Raw genomic sequence first — 14,782 nt, forward strand, 5'->3', positions numbered from 1 at the left:
TCTTCAATAAACGAAAGCAAACCATAGAGAAATTGGGGTAAATGCGATAAAATAAAAGCGTTATCATCTTTTGAAACAGAAAGGACCTTACACATGAGCCGCACTGATCAGCAAAGCACCCATTTACATACAATCCTCCACAAACTGGCAGGATACGATGAAGTATTCCGCAGTAAAGGGGACGAGGAACGTTCCCTGAAAGTAGAAAGACTGGCGGAAAAAATCTACAGGCAGGAATTCATACTGGCTTTTTGCGGACACTTTTCTGCCGGAAAATCGACTATGATCAATTACCTGATGGGTGAAGAAATACTCCCTTCCAGTCCGATCCCGACCAGTGCCAATCTGGTGAAAGTGCATCAATCAGAGGAAGACTATGCAAAGATTCATTATCATTCAGGCAAACCAGTCTTATTTAAGGTGCCATATGAATACTCAAAAATCAAAGAATTCTGCAGGAACGGGGAAGATGTATACTCTGTTGAAATAGGCAGAAAGAAAACGACCCTTCCTGAAGGGGTCTCTGTCCTGGATACCCCGGGCGTGGACAGTACGGATGACGCGCACAGGATGTCGACCGAATCAGCTGTCCATTTAGCGGATGCGGTGTTTTATGTAATGGATTATAATCATGTCCAGTCGCAGGTGAACTTCCAATTCACCAAAGAATTGAAGCGTCATGGGGTGAAATTATATCTGGTGGTCAATCAGATTGATAAACATCAGGAGGAAGAACTGCCATTCCGGAAATTCCAAGAGGCTGTCAGGGATTCCTTTGCAAGCTGGGGTGTAGATCCTGACGGCATCTTCTATACAAGTCTTAAGAAACCTGACCATGACCATAATCAAGTTGCAGAACTGCGGGAGTTCATAAATAAACAGGTCGTGGAAAAGGAATCTCTGATCGAAGATTCCGCCCGGTCAGCCCTTTCCCAGCTTGTGCATGAGCATATCGGCTGGTATGAAGATCAGCAGGAACAGGTTGAAGAAGAAGGTAAAAACCATGTCACAGAGGAAGAGTGGGCAGATAAAGATACTCTTCTTGAGAAAGAGGAAAGGCTTCTGGACGAACTATCAGAAAACGACGTCAGCGAATTGAGGCAGGCTTTCGAGGAAGAGAGAAGCACTATTTTGAAAAATGCGTATCTCATGCCTTTTGAAACAAGGGACCTTGCGAAAGAATTTCTTGAAAGCCGGCAGCCGGATTTTAAAATCGGATTCCTGTTCAGCAGACAAAAAACTGAAGATGAAAAAGAACGCAGGGCGCAAATTTTCAAAGAAGAAGTGAATAGCAGGATCGAAACCCAGCTGGAGTGGCATCTGAAGACACTCGGAAAGTCTTTTCTGAAGAAAAATAATGTTGTTTCACCTTCTCTTTTAAATGGTTGGGAGAAGCTGTCCCTCAAAGTGGATGAGGCTTATTTAATTGGGTTGATCAAGCCGGGGGCCAAGGTGACAGGGGATTACGTCCTTCAATATTGCGATAATCTCTCAGAAGAATTAAAGAGGGATGCGAGAAAAATAACGAACGATTTGCTGGAGAGCTTCCTGGAACACGTGAAAGAAGATTCAAAAAGCAAAACAAGAAGCCTGCAGGAGGAGCTGCAGGCAATCCGTCAAAAAACGGTATATGTGCATAAATGGGCCCTCTTGGAAGAGGAGAAGTTCCAGCAGATAGAAAAGCTGGAAGGGATTTCGAATTCCGATAATAGAGATGACAAGATTCAGGGCTGGGTAAATGACTGGGTAGCAAAAGAAAAAGAGTTCATTGAAGCAGGAGAGTTGGAAGAAAACCCTCCTGAGCCTGCAAGCGAACGTATAAGCGAAGATAATCAGAATGAAGTGCACTCCGGAGAAGTGAAGGATAATCAGGTATCCGTGGAGGATGCAATCGACAGGCTGGACCGAATGACCCGCGTGTTCGGCAACCTGCACGGGTTCAGCAAGATTGCCGATATATTGGAGGGCAAGCGGGAGAGGCTTGCCAACCAGACATTCACAATTGCTTTGTTCGGAGCTTTCAGTGCAGGGAAATCATCCTTTGCAAATGCTCTTCTCGGTAAAAAGGTATTACCGGTCAGTCCGAACCCGACTACTGCATCCATCAACCGAATAAAGCCGGTAACGGATCAGTATCTTCATGAGACGGCAGTAGTGCAAATTAAATCCGAATCCCAACTCTATCAGGACATATCTCATTCACTGTCCTTCTTTGACAAACGTATTGAAACATTAGAGGATGCCTTTGAAATCATCCCAGTCCTTCTTGGGGAAGCGGGAGGTGACGCGAAAGCAAAAATCCACCTGTCTTTCCTGTCGGCGTTTTATAAGGGGTACGAAGAATTCAAGAATCGCTTAGGCAAAGAAATCACTGTCGGTTTGGATGATTACAAAGGATATGTAGCGGATGAAAACAAATCCTGCTTCGTTGAGTCGATCGATTTGTACTATGATTGTGAAATTACGAGGAAAGGTATCACACTGGTTGATACCCCGGGAGCCGATTCAATCAACGCACGTCATACCGGGGTGGCATTTGAATACATTAAAAACGCGGATGCCATTCTATTTGTCACCTATTATAATCACGCTTTCGCACGGGCAGATCGTGAATTCCTCATTCAGTTGGGGCGCGTGAAAGACACATTCGAGCTCGATAAAATGTTCTTTATCGTCAACGCAATCGATCTCGCCAAGGACGAAGAAGAAAAGGAAGAAGTCATCTCCTATGTCGGGGAGCAGCTCATTCAGTATGGAATCCGCTTCCCGAGAATTTTCGGGGTTTCATCCCTTCAGGCACTGGAGGATAAAGAGAACCCTTCCAATGGCATGACCTTTTTCAAAGAGGCATTCAATTCCTTTATCCAGGATGAGCTTGTCAGCATGAGTGTTGATTCAGCAATGAGTGAATGGGAAAAAGGAATCAAGCGTTTCAAGCATTATATCGACGCGGCATCGAGTGATCAGTCTTTGAAACAGCGGAAAATCGAGGAATTGCATCGGACGAAAACTGAAGTAAAAGAACTTCTTGAAAAAATGACAGCCGCAGCCATCCAGCAGGAAACAGAACAGGAATTGGATGAATTGATCTATTATTTAAAACAGCGGGTATTTTTCCGGATTACCGACTTCTTTAAGGAGGCGTTTCACTCAGGCCTGTTCATGAATGAAGCGAACGATTCAAAAGCACTGCAGCACGGATTAAAGGAGTTCACAACGAGTGTAGGTTTTGATTTATCGCAGGAATTGAGAGCCACTTCCTTGAGGATCCTTCAATTCATCGGTAAGCAGCTTGATTCCCATTGGGATCAAATAGAGTCCAATATTCGTGAATTGGAAAAAGAAATTCTGCTTTCATCACCGGTATTCAGGAATGGGGAAGCCATCGAGTTTCAACAGGCTTTTAAAGACATCGATCTCGAGCATTTCAAAGGGGCTTTCTCCACTTTCAGGAATGCTAAACAATTCCTCGAAAAAGGCGGAAAAAAAGAAATCCAGGAAGAGCTCGTAAAGAGGCTTCATGGACCTGCGGATGACTACCTGAAAAATGAAAAAGAAAAGATGAAATCCTGGAGTCAGCAGGACATTAATGTAAGGTTCAAGAAATTAAAAGAGGAAGCAAAATCGCAGGCATTTGAACAGATCGATTCAAATATCGAAGCGCTGAGTACCACCCAGGATATTGAAAAACTCCGGAGTGAGTGGAAGTCGCTGATTGACCAGTCCTGAAAGATTTACCAGGAAGAGGGGGAAGCCGCTTGAAAGTAAATCCGTTTCATTGTTGTGCAACCTGTATTCATATCACTGCCAGCAAACAGCTGAATGCGAAAAAGACTTCCTATTTTTGCTCCCGTCTTGGTTACGAGACCAGGACCGACTATCGATTTTCCTGCTGGGAACCGAAGGAATCCGTAAAGGATCTGATGAAAAAGAGGGGGATATCATGATGAGGAATGTCAGGAGCGTGGATTGGCTGAAGGAACACTTGCACGATCGAAAGGTGAGAGTGATTGATTGCAGCTTTTCATTAGGGGACTCATCAGCCGGAAAAACCACCTATTTGAAAGGGCACATTCCAGGTGCGGTTTATTTTGATCTTGAAAAAGACTTATCCGGACATGTGAAAGAGCATGGAGGACGTCATCCACTGCCAAATATGAAAAACTTCCTTAGAAAAATAGAAAGTGCGGGCATCGATAACGATACGGTCATCGTTGCTTATGATCAGGAAGAAGGGGCTTTTGCAAGCAGGTGCTGGTGGATGTTCCGGTATCTTGGGCATGAAGAAATCTTCGTGCTGAATGGAGGTTTTAAAGCATGGAAGGAAGAAGGATATGAAACAGAGACGTCCGTTCCTGACTATGACACGAAAAGTTATACCCCGTCATTCAACGAAGAATTGCTTGCATCCTTAGAGGAAGTGGAACGGATATCTGATGGGGAAATTCCCGGGATCTTACTTGATTCCCGCAGTGTGGAGCGTTATTTGGGTAAAGAAGAGCCGATTGACCGGATACCGGGTCATATTCCGGGAGCAGTCAATATTCCCTGGACAGAGGGAGTGAGGAGAGGTTACTTCCTGGATCAAGGCAGTGACCAGCACTTTGCAAAACTGGACAGAAATAAGACCATCGTTGTTTATTGCGGGTCGGGAGTGACTGCCACGCCAAATGTCCTCTCGTTATTGGAAGCGGGATTCAGCGATGTCAAGCTGTATGCCGGCAGCTACAGCGATTGGGTTTCTTATGAGCATCATAAAGTGGAAACAAAGCGGACGAGCCTGTGAATTCAGGCTTGTTTTCTTATTGTCCAGCTCCGGCGGCTAGAGACTCGAGGTCATAAGCCAGGAACCCCAAAAAGGCAAAGAGCGCCTTTCCGGGGTTCTCGTCTTATGCTTGTCGTCTCTGAACGAGCCGCCTCCGCTTTTCGGTTGTCCAGCTCCGGCGGCTAGGAGCTCGAGGTCATAAGATGGACTTACCAAAAAGGCAAAGAGCGCCTTTCCGGTAAGTCCATCTTAGGCTTGTCGCTCCTGATCGAGCCGCCTCCCCTTTTCTATTTTCCAATGGGGTGAGGGCTGAAATATGTTATACTCTTAATGGATTGTTTATTATAAGTAACCGTGAGACAGCGGACAAAATAGATGAAGTCAGGAGTGTAAGTGATGAAAAGAGATGAACACTTATTATTGATTGATGGAATGGCGCTCTTATTCCGTTCGTTTTTTGCCACAGCCGTCACCGGCCAGTTCATGATGAATTCAAAAGGCCTTCCGACCAACGGTGTACAGGGATTTATGAAGCACCTCCTGATGGCTGCAGACCATGTGAAGCCGAGCCATATACTGGTGTGCTGGGATATGGGAAGCAAAACTTTCCGCAACGAGGTATATACAGACTATAAAGCAAATCGTAACGCCCCTCCGGTAGAGCTCATCCCTCAATTTGATCTGGCCAAGGAAGTGGCGGAAGGCTTCAATCTTGCAAATGTAGGGATTCCAGGGTATGAAGCGGACGACTGCATCGGCACACTAGCAAAAGCACACCATAAGGAACGCAGGGTGACCGTATTGAGCGGTGATCAAGACCTGCTTCAACTACTTGATGATGGAATTGAAATCATGCTCTTAAAAAAAGGGTTTGGAAATTATCAAACCTACACAAAGGAACTGTTCATAGAAGAGCGCGGGATAACACCAGAGCAGTTCATAGATGTCAAGGCGCTGATGGGAGACTCCAGTGACGGATATCCGGGTGTGAAAGGCATAGGAGAAAAAACAGCCATTAAACTCATTCAGGAGCACAATGACATTTCAGGTATATTAAATAATCTGGATAAGCTGACACCTTCCCAGCGCAAGAAAATTGAAAGTGATCTGGACATGCTTCATATATCAAGGAAACTTGCAGAAATACATTGTGAGGTCCCGCTGCCGCTGACAATAGAAAACGCCGTTTGGAGCAGAGTGCCTCATACTTCGATTTCCTATATAGAAGAACTTGAATTGAAAGTGCTTAGAAGATTCTTAATGAGCTCAGAATCATTGATCGCAACAAGCTAAACAATCAAAAAGTCAGGTATTAGGCAGCCTGACTTTTTTCAATGATTACTTTCTATTCAGCTTTTTCGCTGCATTTTCTAATTTGCTTTTTGGCTCCCGGGCGAATTCCGTATCGGAAGCATTGCCCTGGGGGTTGACACTGGATGCAGTATTTCCTTTGTTCTTATTGTTGTTTTTGCTCATTTCTTCGCCTCCTGAATCATGGTGATTACATGATTATTTTGTGTGTTGTCCCTTAAATTATCCCATGCAAACATGAATTTTAGGACAGACTAAGGGAAAGGGAGGTGTATAGCGATGAATAAAGGTATACTGACAGCCTTACTGAGCATCCTGCTCGCCCAGGGATTCAAAATTCCCCTTCATTATATAAAAAGGAAAGAATGGAAACCGGAATTGTTTTTTCAAACAGGCGGTATGCCCAGCTCCCACAGTGCCGGGGTCGCTTCGCTGACCACTTTCATTGCATTGAAAAAGGGTATGAAAACAATTGATTTCGCACTTTCCTTTATTTTTGGATTGATTGTCATGTACGATGCCCAGGGCATCAGGCGGCAGACCGGAGAATTGACACTGAAAGTGAACAGTCTGGATGAACTGGTCAGAAAAGCGCACGAAAAGGAATCAGTGGAGTTTGAAGAAAAGAAGCCTACGCGCCTGAAAGAAATGCTCGGCCACCAGCCGCTGGAAGTTGTGGGAGGCGCCCTCCTGGGTTTGGTGATGGGATCTTTGGGGTTTCTGATGTCAAAAAAAGATAGGCAGAGAAAAAGATTTTTTGTAAGATGAAAGAAGACAACACTGTAATTAGGGTGAGGGGACAAGTGAAAAAAACAACAGAAGATTTTCTCATTGATTTGGAAAACAGGGGATTTAAATTCCAGGAAGATGCAATCGGTTTTATTTATTTCGGCAAAAAATATACAGATGCACCGGATGAGCTGGTCAACAGTGCAATTGAAATCACGCTGAAGGCACAAAAAAAGTTTGATTCAAGCTTTTATATGTCTATATTGGAACGCCTGCATTCACAAAAGATAACTTCCAGGAAAGAAGCCCTGAAATGGATGGTCCATCAAGGGCTTGCTTAAGCACTAAGCAAGGGCTTGCTTAATTGATAAGAAAGAATACAAAACAAAAAGGAGTGCCAAGCGGCCTCCTTTTTGAATTCGATGAATGACCATCATCCATTTAAGTGAATGGCTTTCCTGGCAAGTTCATCAGCCATTTTGTTTTCTTTACTCGGAACCCATTTGATGAAGAACAATGGAATCTGATCTGCCAGCCGTAAAATATCCAGCAGCATCGATTTGTATTGTGGACTTTTGACAAACTCTTTTTCAACGGCATGTACCAAAGCCTGGGAATCGCTGCGGATCCAGACGGTGTCCGCATTGTTTTCAATACAGAGTTCCAGAGCTTTCTTGCAGGCGGTGAATTCTGCCAGGTGATTATCCATATCTCCAAGGGGCAATGAAAAATGCTTAACTTGTCCATTCTGTTTAATGACGATGCCGGCACCGCTTGGGCCTGGATTACCAGCACTTGCTCCATCGATATTCACTTCAAACATCAGGCATTCACTCCTTCAAAATAAAAATTAGTTGATATCTTTCGGGAATCGTTTGGCAATATAACCAAAGGGTGTGTCCAATATAGAAATCAGCCATTTCAATAAATAGGTTGTAATGAATATCTCCAGCCAGATATCGAACGGGAACGTACCAAGGAAAGCAATACTGGTAAATACGAGAGTATCCAATAATTGACTGATCATGGTGCTTCCATTATTGCGTATCCAAAATTGCCTGTCTCCCGGAAACTTTTTCTTTAAATAGGAGAAGATAAATACATCCGTAAATTGGCTCACCAGGTATGCGGCAAGGCTTCCAGCTGCTATTCTCGGTATCAGGCCGAAAATGGTGGACAGGGCTCCCTGTGCAATATCTTCCGGATGGGGTTGAAATATAAGGGCCATCTGCATAATAATAGTCATAATGATCAACGTGAAGAAGCCGAGCCAAACTGCTTTTTGTGCTTCTTTTTTTCCGTAGCGTTCATTTAAAATGTCAGTCACAAGGAAAGCTGAACCATACATGGCATTACCCAACGTGGCAGTGAGACCGAATATCTCGATCGTTTTAACGACTTGAAGATTGGCAAGTATGGTTGACAGGCCGATCCAGACAAATAATCCGGTACGCCCGAACATTCTATACATAATTAATAACAGGGAAAATGTAATAATAACAAATAAAAGACCAAACCAGATATTAAACATGGGAATCCTCCTCTTTACAAACAATACTCTACATTATACAAATAAAAGAAACGATGAACAATATCAGACTCACACAGAAGAGAGTGATCAGGTTGAAGATGAAGCTGAAGTACAAATATGCAAGTAAAACAGCCACTGATATATGGTTTGAATCCACATGGTTTCCCAGGAAAGAAACGATGATCCATGTTGATGATTTAATGAAGACGGGAAGGATCACCGACCTGGAAATCATTGATGAAATGGAAAATTCGTGGACAAAAAAAGAGTTCATCAAATTAAATAAAGAATTGGACAAAGAGCCTCAAAACATCACCGTCTACTTTGATGGCGGATTTGATAAAAGCGCGGTATTGTCGGGCATCGGAATGGTCGTTTATTATGAAAAAGGCGATGAACGATTCAGGATTCGTAAAAACGGTAAACTTGAAGAACTGGAAAATAATAATGAAGCTGAATATGCAGCTCTTCATAATGCTCTTCTGCTTCTTGAAGAGATAGGGGTAAAAAATGCACCCTGTACAATAAAGGGGGATTCGCAGGTAGTATTGAAGCAGCTTGAAGGAGACTGGCCATGCTTTGACGAGGCGTTAAACAGGTGGCTCGACCGGATAGAAGTTCAGATTGAAAAGCTGAACTTGAAGGTTACTATCGAAGTATTGAACCGGAGTGATAACAAAGAGGCGGATAAACTTGCCAATCAGGCTTTATTGGGTAAGCAGGTACACAGCCATAAAAGGATAGAATAATTTCAATCACTAAAATATATTCTATAAATAAAACAAAACGTTAAGATGGTAAATGTCTAGGAGTGAGGGTATGGACCGCAGACAAGCAGTTGATAAAGTGGATGAGCTGATTGACACCTATTGCAGAGACTGCCTGCTAAAAGCATATTTCCGTAAAGAATACGGAAAAGCACGTGCACATCGATTTTGTATCAAAGAATGTACAGTAGGGGAAGAGATCAGGCACTACGGTGAAAAGTTACAGTGAAAAAATCACCGATAGAAAAGGAAAAGCGGACGATTTAAAAATCGTCCGCTCTTTTAGCATATATGAGTGATTATAATTTGACTACGTTAGCTGCTTGAGGTCCACGGTTACCTTCAACAATTTCGAAAGAAACTTCTTGACCTTCTTCTAAAGATTTGAAACCTTCGCCTTGGATTGCTGAGAAGTGTACGAATACATCGTCTCCGCCTTCTACTTCAATAAAGCCGAAACCTTTTTCGTTGTTGAACCATTTTACTTTACCATTTTGCATATTCTTCTAATCCTCCTAAATCAATCAAGCACTTCTTGTGCTCATGGAAAATATTTATCATGAAATGTTGATTCCTACTGCTGAAGCACTAAAAACCGTTCCATTTCAATGATGTCTTTACTATACAATATGAAGATTTTAGAGTCAACATCCCGGAAATGCATTTTGCAGAAATTTTAAAAAAACTTATCTGGGTAAGATTCGAATGCCCGGTTGAATGCATATACTCCCGCTGTGTCTGCTTCCAATTGCCCATACGATGATGCAGGACTGCTTGCTAATTGGAGTATCCGGGTTGTATTCATTCTCTTCTTATAGTAAACTTTTATTGATATTTATGGGAATTTGGAGGGTGCAGAATGCCTACACCAAGCATGGAAGACTATTTGGAACAAATTTATATGTTAATCGAAAATAAAGGGTATGCAAGAGTATCGGACATTGCTGAAGCCTTAACCGTACACCCTTCATCAGTAACGAAAATGGTGCAGAAATTAGATAAAGATGATTACCTGATTTATGAAAAATATCGTGGGCTCGTACTGACTCCAAAAGGAAATAAAATAGGGAAACGTTTAGTTTACAGACATGAACTGCTTGAGCAATTCCTTAGGGTAATCGGTGTTAAGGAAGAACATATATACGAAGACGTAGAAGGAATTGAACATCATCTCAGCTGGGATTCAATAGACAGGATCGGTGACCTGGTCCAGTTTTTCGAAGAAGAAGAAAAAAGACTTGAAGACTTGAGAGACGTACAAAGCCGAAGTGAATAAGAAAGTGCCGGTGGCGGACAACTTTCAATATGAGATTTATATTCTAAACTATAGAAAAGGGCTGCCCGATGAAAATCAGTGCAGCCCTTTTACATATTCATGTTTTATCAAAATATCGTCGGATATTCGTCGAATCCTTTGTTTGCCGTGTCCGTTGAGTAGATTTCGTACTCTCCCGATTCATTTTCATGAAGTTCGACACCTTGAAGAAGACCTTCAGCAGCTTCCAGTACGGCTTTTTGATAAGAAATGATCCTTCCGTCCGAGGTTTGAAAACTTATGATATCCCCGTGGTAATTACGCTGGACTTTTGTGATTTCTTCCATCTTCTGCCCTCCTTCCTCGATCGTTTTCACTAGTAGTATGGTCAAAACTGAACCAGTTCATAAGGAATGGGCGCTGAATTGAAAAGATAAATAGGGAAAAAAGAAGGATTTTTCCGGTTTTAATAAGAAGAAATAGAGTAAGAGAATAATCAGACAGAGGTGTTAGGATGAACAAATCTGAATGGCACTCAAATGCCAGAACGCGCTGGGATCAGAATGCCGGTAATTGGCACTCGCGAAGCAGGGAAAACTGGACGACAGGGAGCCGTAAAAGTGTGATCCCTTTCTTTCTTAAAACAGTAGAAAGAGGAAAGAAAACCGGTGACCTGGGATGCGGGGACGGATATGGCTCCCATCTGCTTAACGAGAATGGATATAAGGTGACAGGAATGGACTTTTCTGAAAATATGGTGGAAATTGCACGAAGGCTGGAACGTGAAGATCTGCAATTTGTGCAGGGAGACCTGGCATCACTTCCATTCAAGGATAATGAATTTGATGCAGTCATGGCAATCAATTCCATTGAATGGACGGCATCTCCGGTTCTTGCACTAGATGAACTTGACAGAGTCACAGACAAGGAAGGATACATATGCATCGGACTGCTTGGCCCTACTGCACACCCAAGGGAAAATTCCTTTCCCCGTCTCCGCGGCGAAGAAGCGATATGCAACACGATGATGCCCTGGGAACTGGAAAGACTGGCCGAACAAAAAGGCTGGAAGAAAATCGATGAAGAATGGGTATATAAAAAAGGTGTCGATGCAAGCTTGACGGCATCACTTTCAAATGAATTAAGACAGGCACTTACTTTCATGACGCTGTTCATGTTTAAACGTTCATCATCATGATGGGGTGATTTTTTTAGTGCATACTAAGGTAACGGTTATACCGGCTTTGTAATCGTAAGCGGAATGAATACTAATGTTTATATAAAAGGTGGATACGATGACTTTGACAACGAAGAAATTAAAATCAGATATAGAAATTGCACAGGAGTCTGCTCTCCAGCCAATCCTTGAAGTCGCCCGGGAAATCGGTTTGGGGGACGAAGATCTGGAGATGTACGGAAAGTATAAAGGCAAAGTTTCTTTTGAAGCCATACATAATCTGAACAAACTAAACGATGGGAAATTAATATTGGTCACTTCCATCAACCCCACCCCTGCCGGTGAAGGGAAATCGACTGTCACGGTAGGGCTCGGGGATGCACTTAATCGGTTGGATAAAAAGGCGATGATCGCCATGAGGGAGCCTTCTTTGGGACCGGTCATGGGCATGAAAGGAGGCGCGACAGGCGGAGGATATGCACAGGTCCTTCCGATGGACGAGATCAACCTGCATTTTACAGGTGATATCCACAGTATCACAACCGCTAATAATGCCCTTGCGGCAATAATCGATAACCATATACACCAAGGGAATGAGTTGAATATCGATCCGAGGAGAATCGTGTGGAAACGTGCCCTTGATATGAATGACCGTGCTTTAAGAAACGTTGTAATCGGTCTCGGCGGCCCCATGCAGGGTGTACCCAGAGAAGATGGATTCGATATCACGGTGGCTTCTGAGATCATGGCTGTATTATGTCTTTCCAAAAATCTAGATGAACTGAAAAAGAGACTGGGCAAGATGGTTGTGGCCTATGATGTGAACAAAATGCCGGTTACTGTCAAAGACCTGCAGGTGGAGGGAGCCCTGACATTATTACTGAAGGACGCCTTGAAACCTAATTTGGTGCAGACCATCGAGCATACTCCTGCACTTATCCATGGCGGGCCATTTGCGAATATTGCACATGGATGCAACAGTGTCATCGCCACCAGGACTGCTTTGAAACTTGCGGATTATGTGGTGACCGAATCAGGGTTCGGTGCAGACCTCGGTGCAGAAAAATTCCTTAATATTAAGACACGTGCAGCAGGCATCTCCCCTGATGCAGTGGTTCTTGTGGCTACAATCCGTGCCTTGAAGATGCACGGCGGCCAGAGTAAGGAAGAGTTGAAGTCTGAAAATCTGGAAGCCTTGAACCGGGGGCTTTCAAACTTGAAAAAACATATGGAAACCCTTGATGAGTTCAATGTTTCTTATGTGGTAGCGATCAATCGGTTCATTTCAGATACAGAAAGCGAGATTGAAGCACTGAATACATGGTGTGAGAAAGAAGGGGTGCCCGTATCCCTGACTGATGTATGGGCAGAAGGGGGTATTGGCGGACTTGACCTTGCTCAGAAAGTATTAACTGTAATTGAAAATAATGATAAGGAATTCACTCCCCTCTATTCATTGACCGACTCACTTCAAAATAAGATTGAATTTATAGCCGGTAAAGTTTACGGAGCCGGAGAAGTGGATTTTTCAGTGAAAGCCAAAAAGCAGCTTGAAGAATTTGAAAAAAACGGCTGGGGAAATCTGCCTGTATGTATGGCGAAGACTCAATATTCCTTATCGGACGACCCTCGCAGGCTTGGGCGGCCGGAGGATTTCACGATAACGATCAGGGAGTTGAAACCAAAGATCGGTGCAGGGTTCATCGTTGCATTGACGGGTGAAGTCATGACGATGCCCGGACTGCCGAAACAGCCGGCTGCTTTGAAAATGGATGTTGATGAGAACGGCAAAGCCACCGGACTTTTCTAATAAATGTACTTGGGAGGAGGCGATCAGTATGTTTGATCCCACGGCTTTTGACAACTTAAAGGTGGTTGTTGAAGGTGAAGTGTACGACTTTGATCTGTCAGGGGAGATTTCCATCCTCGACCGGAAGGACTTATTCGATTTTGCTCATTATGAACGAACTTATGTGATCGAATATTCCCTCCCTGACATGACAAGTTCCATTACTCTCGAACTCAGGGCGGATATGGGGCATTTTTTAGCTGAAAGAAATGGCATTCGCTCAAAGAACAAGGCCGGGGCGGATATTCGGTTCATTTATTCCGGAAAAGAAGAATTGCATGACCATAAGGGTGAACTGGAGTCTGCATGGGGGCCGGATAAAGAATGGGAGTGGATTGATGTGCACTCCTCCGTCCACCCTTCAAAAGTCCAAGGCATTCTCAGCTTTAATAGAATCATAACAGAAGAAATGGTGGATGATGTTATCCACATGGTTTCTTTTTCGATTGAGACGCTTGATATTCTTAAGTGATGTGACATTTAGAAAAAAGATCTGTAACTAAGGGGGCTGTACCGATGAAAATCGCTTGGGTGACTGATAGTACTGCTTATATTGAAGATCTATCCGTATGTGAGGAAAAAGATGTGTATGTTGTGCCGATGAATATACTTATCGGTGAGAAAGAGTATAAGGATGGGATCGATTTATCTCCGCAGGACCTTTTTGAGAAATTAAAAGAAGAAGGGACAGAGGTGAAAACTTCACAGCCTTCCATAGGCACTTTCAAGGAATTATATGAGAAGCTATCGGGCAGATATGATCATATATTTTCCATACACGTTTCCTCTCACTTCAGCGGTACGATGTCTTCTGCTCATCAGGCAGCTGAATTGCTGAAAGATACCGTTCCTTCCATTACGTGCATCGATTCAAAGACGCTGACATACCCATTGACTGAACTGATTGAATATGGACAAGCCCTTCATAAGGAAGGGGCATCCATAGAAGTTATCAAGGAATCAATTGAAGAAAAGGTTAAGACCCGGGAAGTCTATGTTATGGTGGGAAGTCTTGAACAGCTCCATAAGAGCGGAAGGATGAACGGTTTATCCTTCTTCCTTGGAAGTATGTTAAAGATCAAACCCATCCTTGCGATTTCAGATGGGAAACTTGAAGTGAAAGAAAAAGTGAGGAATATCAATAAAGGCCTGGATAGAATGAGCAGTCTGCTCGGAGACGCCGCTCAGCATAAGAAGATCAGGAAAGTATCCATTCTTCACGGCTTAAATCACGATGAGGCACTTGAATGGATGAAAGAACTTAAAGCCAGCCACCCGCAGATTGAATTCGGGGCGTACCCCCTGGGAGCGGTCATCGATGTCCATGCAGGAGCCAACACGATAGGGATCAGCTGGTCAGAAGAAAAAAACAGATAATGATAAAAATGGAGATGATGG

The 14,782-nt window shown here is 43.4% G+C and carries 17 protein-coding genes; 12 read left to right on the forward strand and 5 right to left on the reverse strand.

Annotation, left to right across the window (positions count from 1 at the left end; all coding sequences use genetic code 11):
* The first annotated feature begins 93 nt into the window (after nucleotides 1-93).
* From BHE18_RS11380 to BHE18_RS11395, 3 genes are all read left to right on the forward strand, one after another.
* Complete coding sequence (locus tag BHE18_RS11380) at nucleotides 94-3,729, forward strand: dynamin family protein (protein WP_071618680.1); 3,636 nt, start codon at nucleotides 94-96, stop codon at nucleotides 3,727-3,729.
* Complete coding sequence (locus BHE18_RS11390) at nucleotides 3,716-4,786, forward strand: sulfurtransferase (protein ID WP_328585879.1); 1,071 nt, start codon at nucleotides 3,716-3,718, stop codon at nucleotides 4,784-4,786. Before BHE18_RS11380 ends, BHE18_RS11390 begins: the two co-directional genes overlap by 14 nt.
* Nucleotides 4,787-5,161: 375 nt before the next feature.
* The gene (locus tag BHE18_RS11395; RefSeq protein WP_071618683.1) at nucleotides 5,162-6,058 is read left to right on the forward strand and encodes a 5'-3' exonuclease; all 897 of its coding nucleotides are present in this window, start codon (nucleotides 5,162-5,164) and stop codon (nucleotides 6,056-6,058) included.
* Between the two features lie 45 nt (nucleotides 6,059-6,103).
* Here the strand turns inward: BHE18_RS11395 and sspL are convergent, their stop codons facing one another.
* Nucleotides 6,104-6,241 (reverse strand): small, acid-soluble spore protein L, encoded by a 138-nt coding sequence (sspL, locus tag BHE18_RS11400; RefSeq protein ID WP_071618684.1) that lies wholly within the window; start codon nucleotides 6,239-6,241, stop codon nucleotides 6,104-6,106.
* Between the two features lie 114 nt (nucleotides 6,242-6,355).
* Here sspL and BHE18_RS11405 point away from each other — a divergent pair, with 114 nt between their 5' ends.
* Complete coding sequence (locus tag BHE18_RS11405) at nucleotides 6,356-6,844, forward strand: divergent PAP2 family protein (RefSeq protein ID WP_071618685.1); 489 nt, start codon at nucleotides 6,356-6,358, stop codon at nucleotides 6,842-6,844.
* Between the two features lie 35 nt (nucleotides 6,845-6,879).
* Nucleotides 6,880-7,146, forward strand: a complete 267-nt coding sequence (locus BHE18_RS11410) for a DUF6123 family protein (RefSeq protein WP_032088382.1) — start codon at nucleotides 6,880-6,882, stop codon at nucleotides 7,144-7,146.
* 92 nt (nucleotides 7,147-7,238) lie between these two features.
* Here BHE18_RS11410 and BHE18_RS11415 read toward each other — a convergent pair whose 3' ends face one another.
* Both BHE18_RS11415 and BHE18_RS11420 read right to left on the reverse strand, forming a co-directional pair.
* Nucleotides 7,239-7,628 carry a reverse transcriptase-like protein gene (locus tag BHE18_RS11415; RefSeq protein WP_071618687.1) on the reverse strand — a complete coding sequence of 130 codons (390 nt, stop codon included), beginning with the start codon at nucleotides 7,626-7,628 and terminating at the stop codon, nucleotides 7,239-7,241.
* Nucleotides 7,629-7,655: 27 nt separating this feature from the next.
* Entirely contained in the window at nucleotides 7,656-8,336 is a 681-nt protein-coding gene (locus BHE18_RS11420) for a queuosine precursor transporter (protein ID WP_071618688.1), read from the reverse strand.
* Nucleotides 8,337-8,434: 98 nt separating this feature from the next.
* On the opposite strand from BHE18_RS11420, the gene BHE18_RS11425 reads away from it, so the two are divergent.
* A complete protein-coding gene (locus tag BHE18_RS11425) occupies nucleotides 8,435-9,085 on the forward strand; it encodes a reverse transcriptase-like protein (RefSeq protein ID WP_235860317.1) in 651 nt (216 codons plus the stop codon).
* A gap of 70 nt (nucleotides 9,086-9,155) precedes the next feature.
* Nucleotides 9,156-9,332, forward strand: a complete 177-nt coding sequence (locus BHE18_RS11430; protein WP_071618690.1) for a zinc-finger domain-containing protein — start codon at nucleotides 9,156-9,158, stop codon at nucleotides 9,330-9,332.
* Between the two features lie 70 nt (nucleotides 9,333-9,402).
* Here the strand turns inward: BHE18_RS11430 and cspD are convergent, their stop codons facing one another.
* A complete protein-coding gene (cspD, locus tag BHE18_RS11435) occupies nucleotides 9,403-9,603 on the reverse strand; it encodes a cold-shock protein CspD (RefSeq protein ID WP_007084796.1) in 201 nt (66 codons plus the stop codon).
* A gap of 359 nt (nucleotides 9,604-9,962) precedes the next feature.
* Between cspD and mntR the strand changes: the two genes are divergently transcribed.
* Nucleotides 9,963-10,379, forward strand: coding sequence for a transcriptional regulator MntR (gene mntR / locus BHE18_RS11440; RefSeq protein ID WP_032087985.1), 417 nt, complete (start codon nucleotides 9,963-9,965; stop codon nucleotides 10,377-10,379).
* A 107-nt stretch (nucleotides 10,380-10,486) separates the two neighbouring features.
* Here the strand turns inward: mntR and BHE18_RS11445 are convergent, their stop codons facing one another.
* A complete protein-coding gene (locus BHE18_RS11445; RefSeq protein ID WP_071618691.1) occupies nucleotides 10,487-10,705 on the reverse strand; it encodes a DUF3892 domain-containing protein in 219 nt (72 codons plus the stop codon).
* A gap of 167 nt (nucleotides 10,706-10,872) precedes the next feature.
* On the opposite strand from BHE18_RS11445, the gene BHE18_RS11450 reads away from it, so the two are divergent.
* The 4 genes from BHE18_RS11450 (at nucleotide 10,873) to BHE18_RS11465 (ending at nucleotide 14,761) form a co-directional block, all read left to right on the forward strand.
* The gene (locus BHE18_RS11450; protein WP_071618692.1) at nucleotides 10,873-11,556 is read left to right on the forward strand and encodes a class I SAM-dependent methyltransferase; all 684 of its coding nucleotides are present in this window, start codon (nucleotides 10,873-10,875) and stop codon (nucleotides 11,554-11,556) included.
* A gap of 97 nt (nucleotides 11,557-11,653) precedes the next feature.
* The gene (locus tag BHE18_RS11455) at nucleotides 11,654-13,345 is read left to right on the forward strand and encodes a formate--tetrahydrofolate ligase (protein WP_071618693.1); all 1,692 of its coding nucleotides are present in this window, start codon (nucleotides 11,654-11,656) and stop codon (nucleotides 13,343-13,345) included.
* A gap of 28 nt (nucleotides 13,346-13,373) precedes the next feature.
* Nucleotides 13,374-13,856 carry a hypothetical protein gene (locus BHE18_RS11460; protein WP_071618694.1) on the forward strand — a complete coding sequence of 161 codons (483 nt, stop codon included), beginning with the start codon at nucleotides 13,374-13,376 and terminating at the stop codon, nucleotides 13,854-13,856.
* 44 nt (nucleotides 13,857-13,900) lie between these two features.
* Nucleotides 13,901-14,761, forward strand: a complete 861-nt coding sequence (locus BHE18_RS11465; RefSeq protein WP_071618695.1) for a DegV family protein — start codon at nucleotides 13,901-13,903, stop codon at nucleotides 14,759-14,761.
* Nucleotides 14,762-14,782 lie beyond the last annotated feature (21 nt).

Origin of the sequence: Rossellomorea aquimaris, assembly GCF_001877785.1 — a bacterium.
Lineage (GTDB): Bacteria > Bacillota > Bacilli > Bacillales > Bacillaceae_B > Rossellomorea > Rossellomorea aquimaris_A.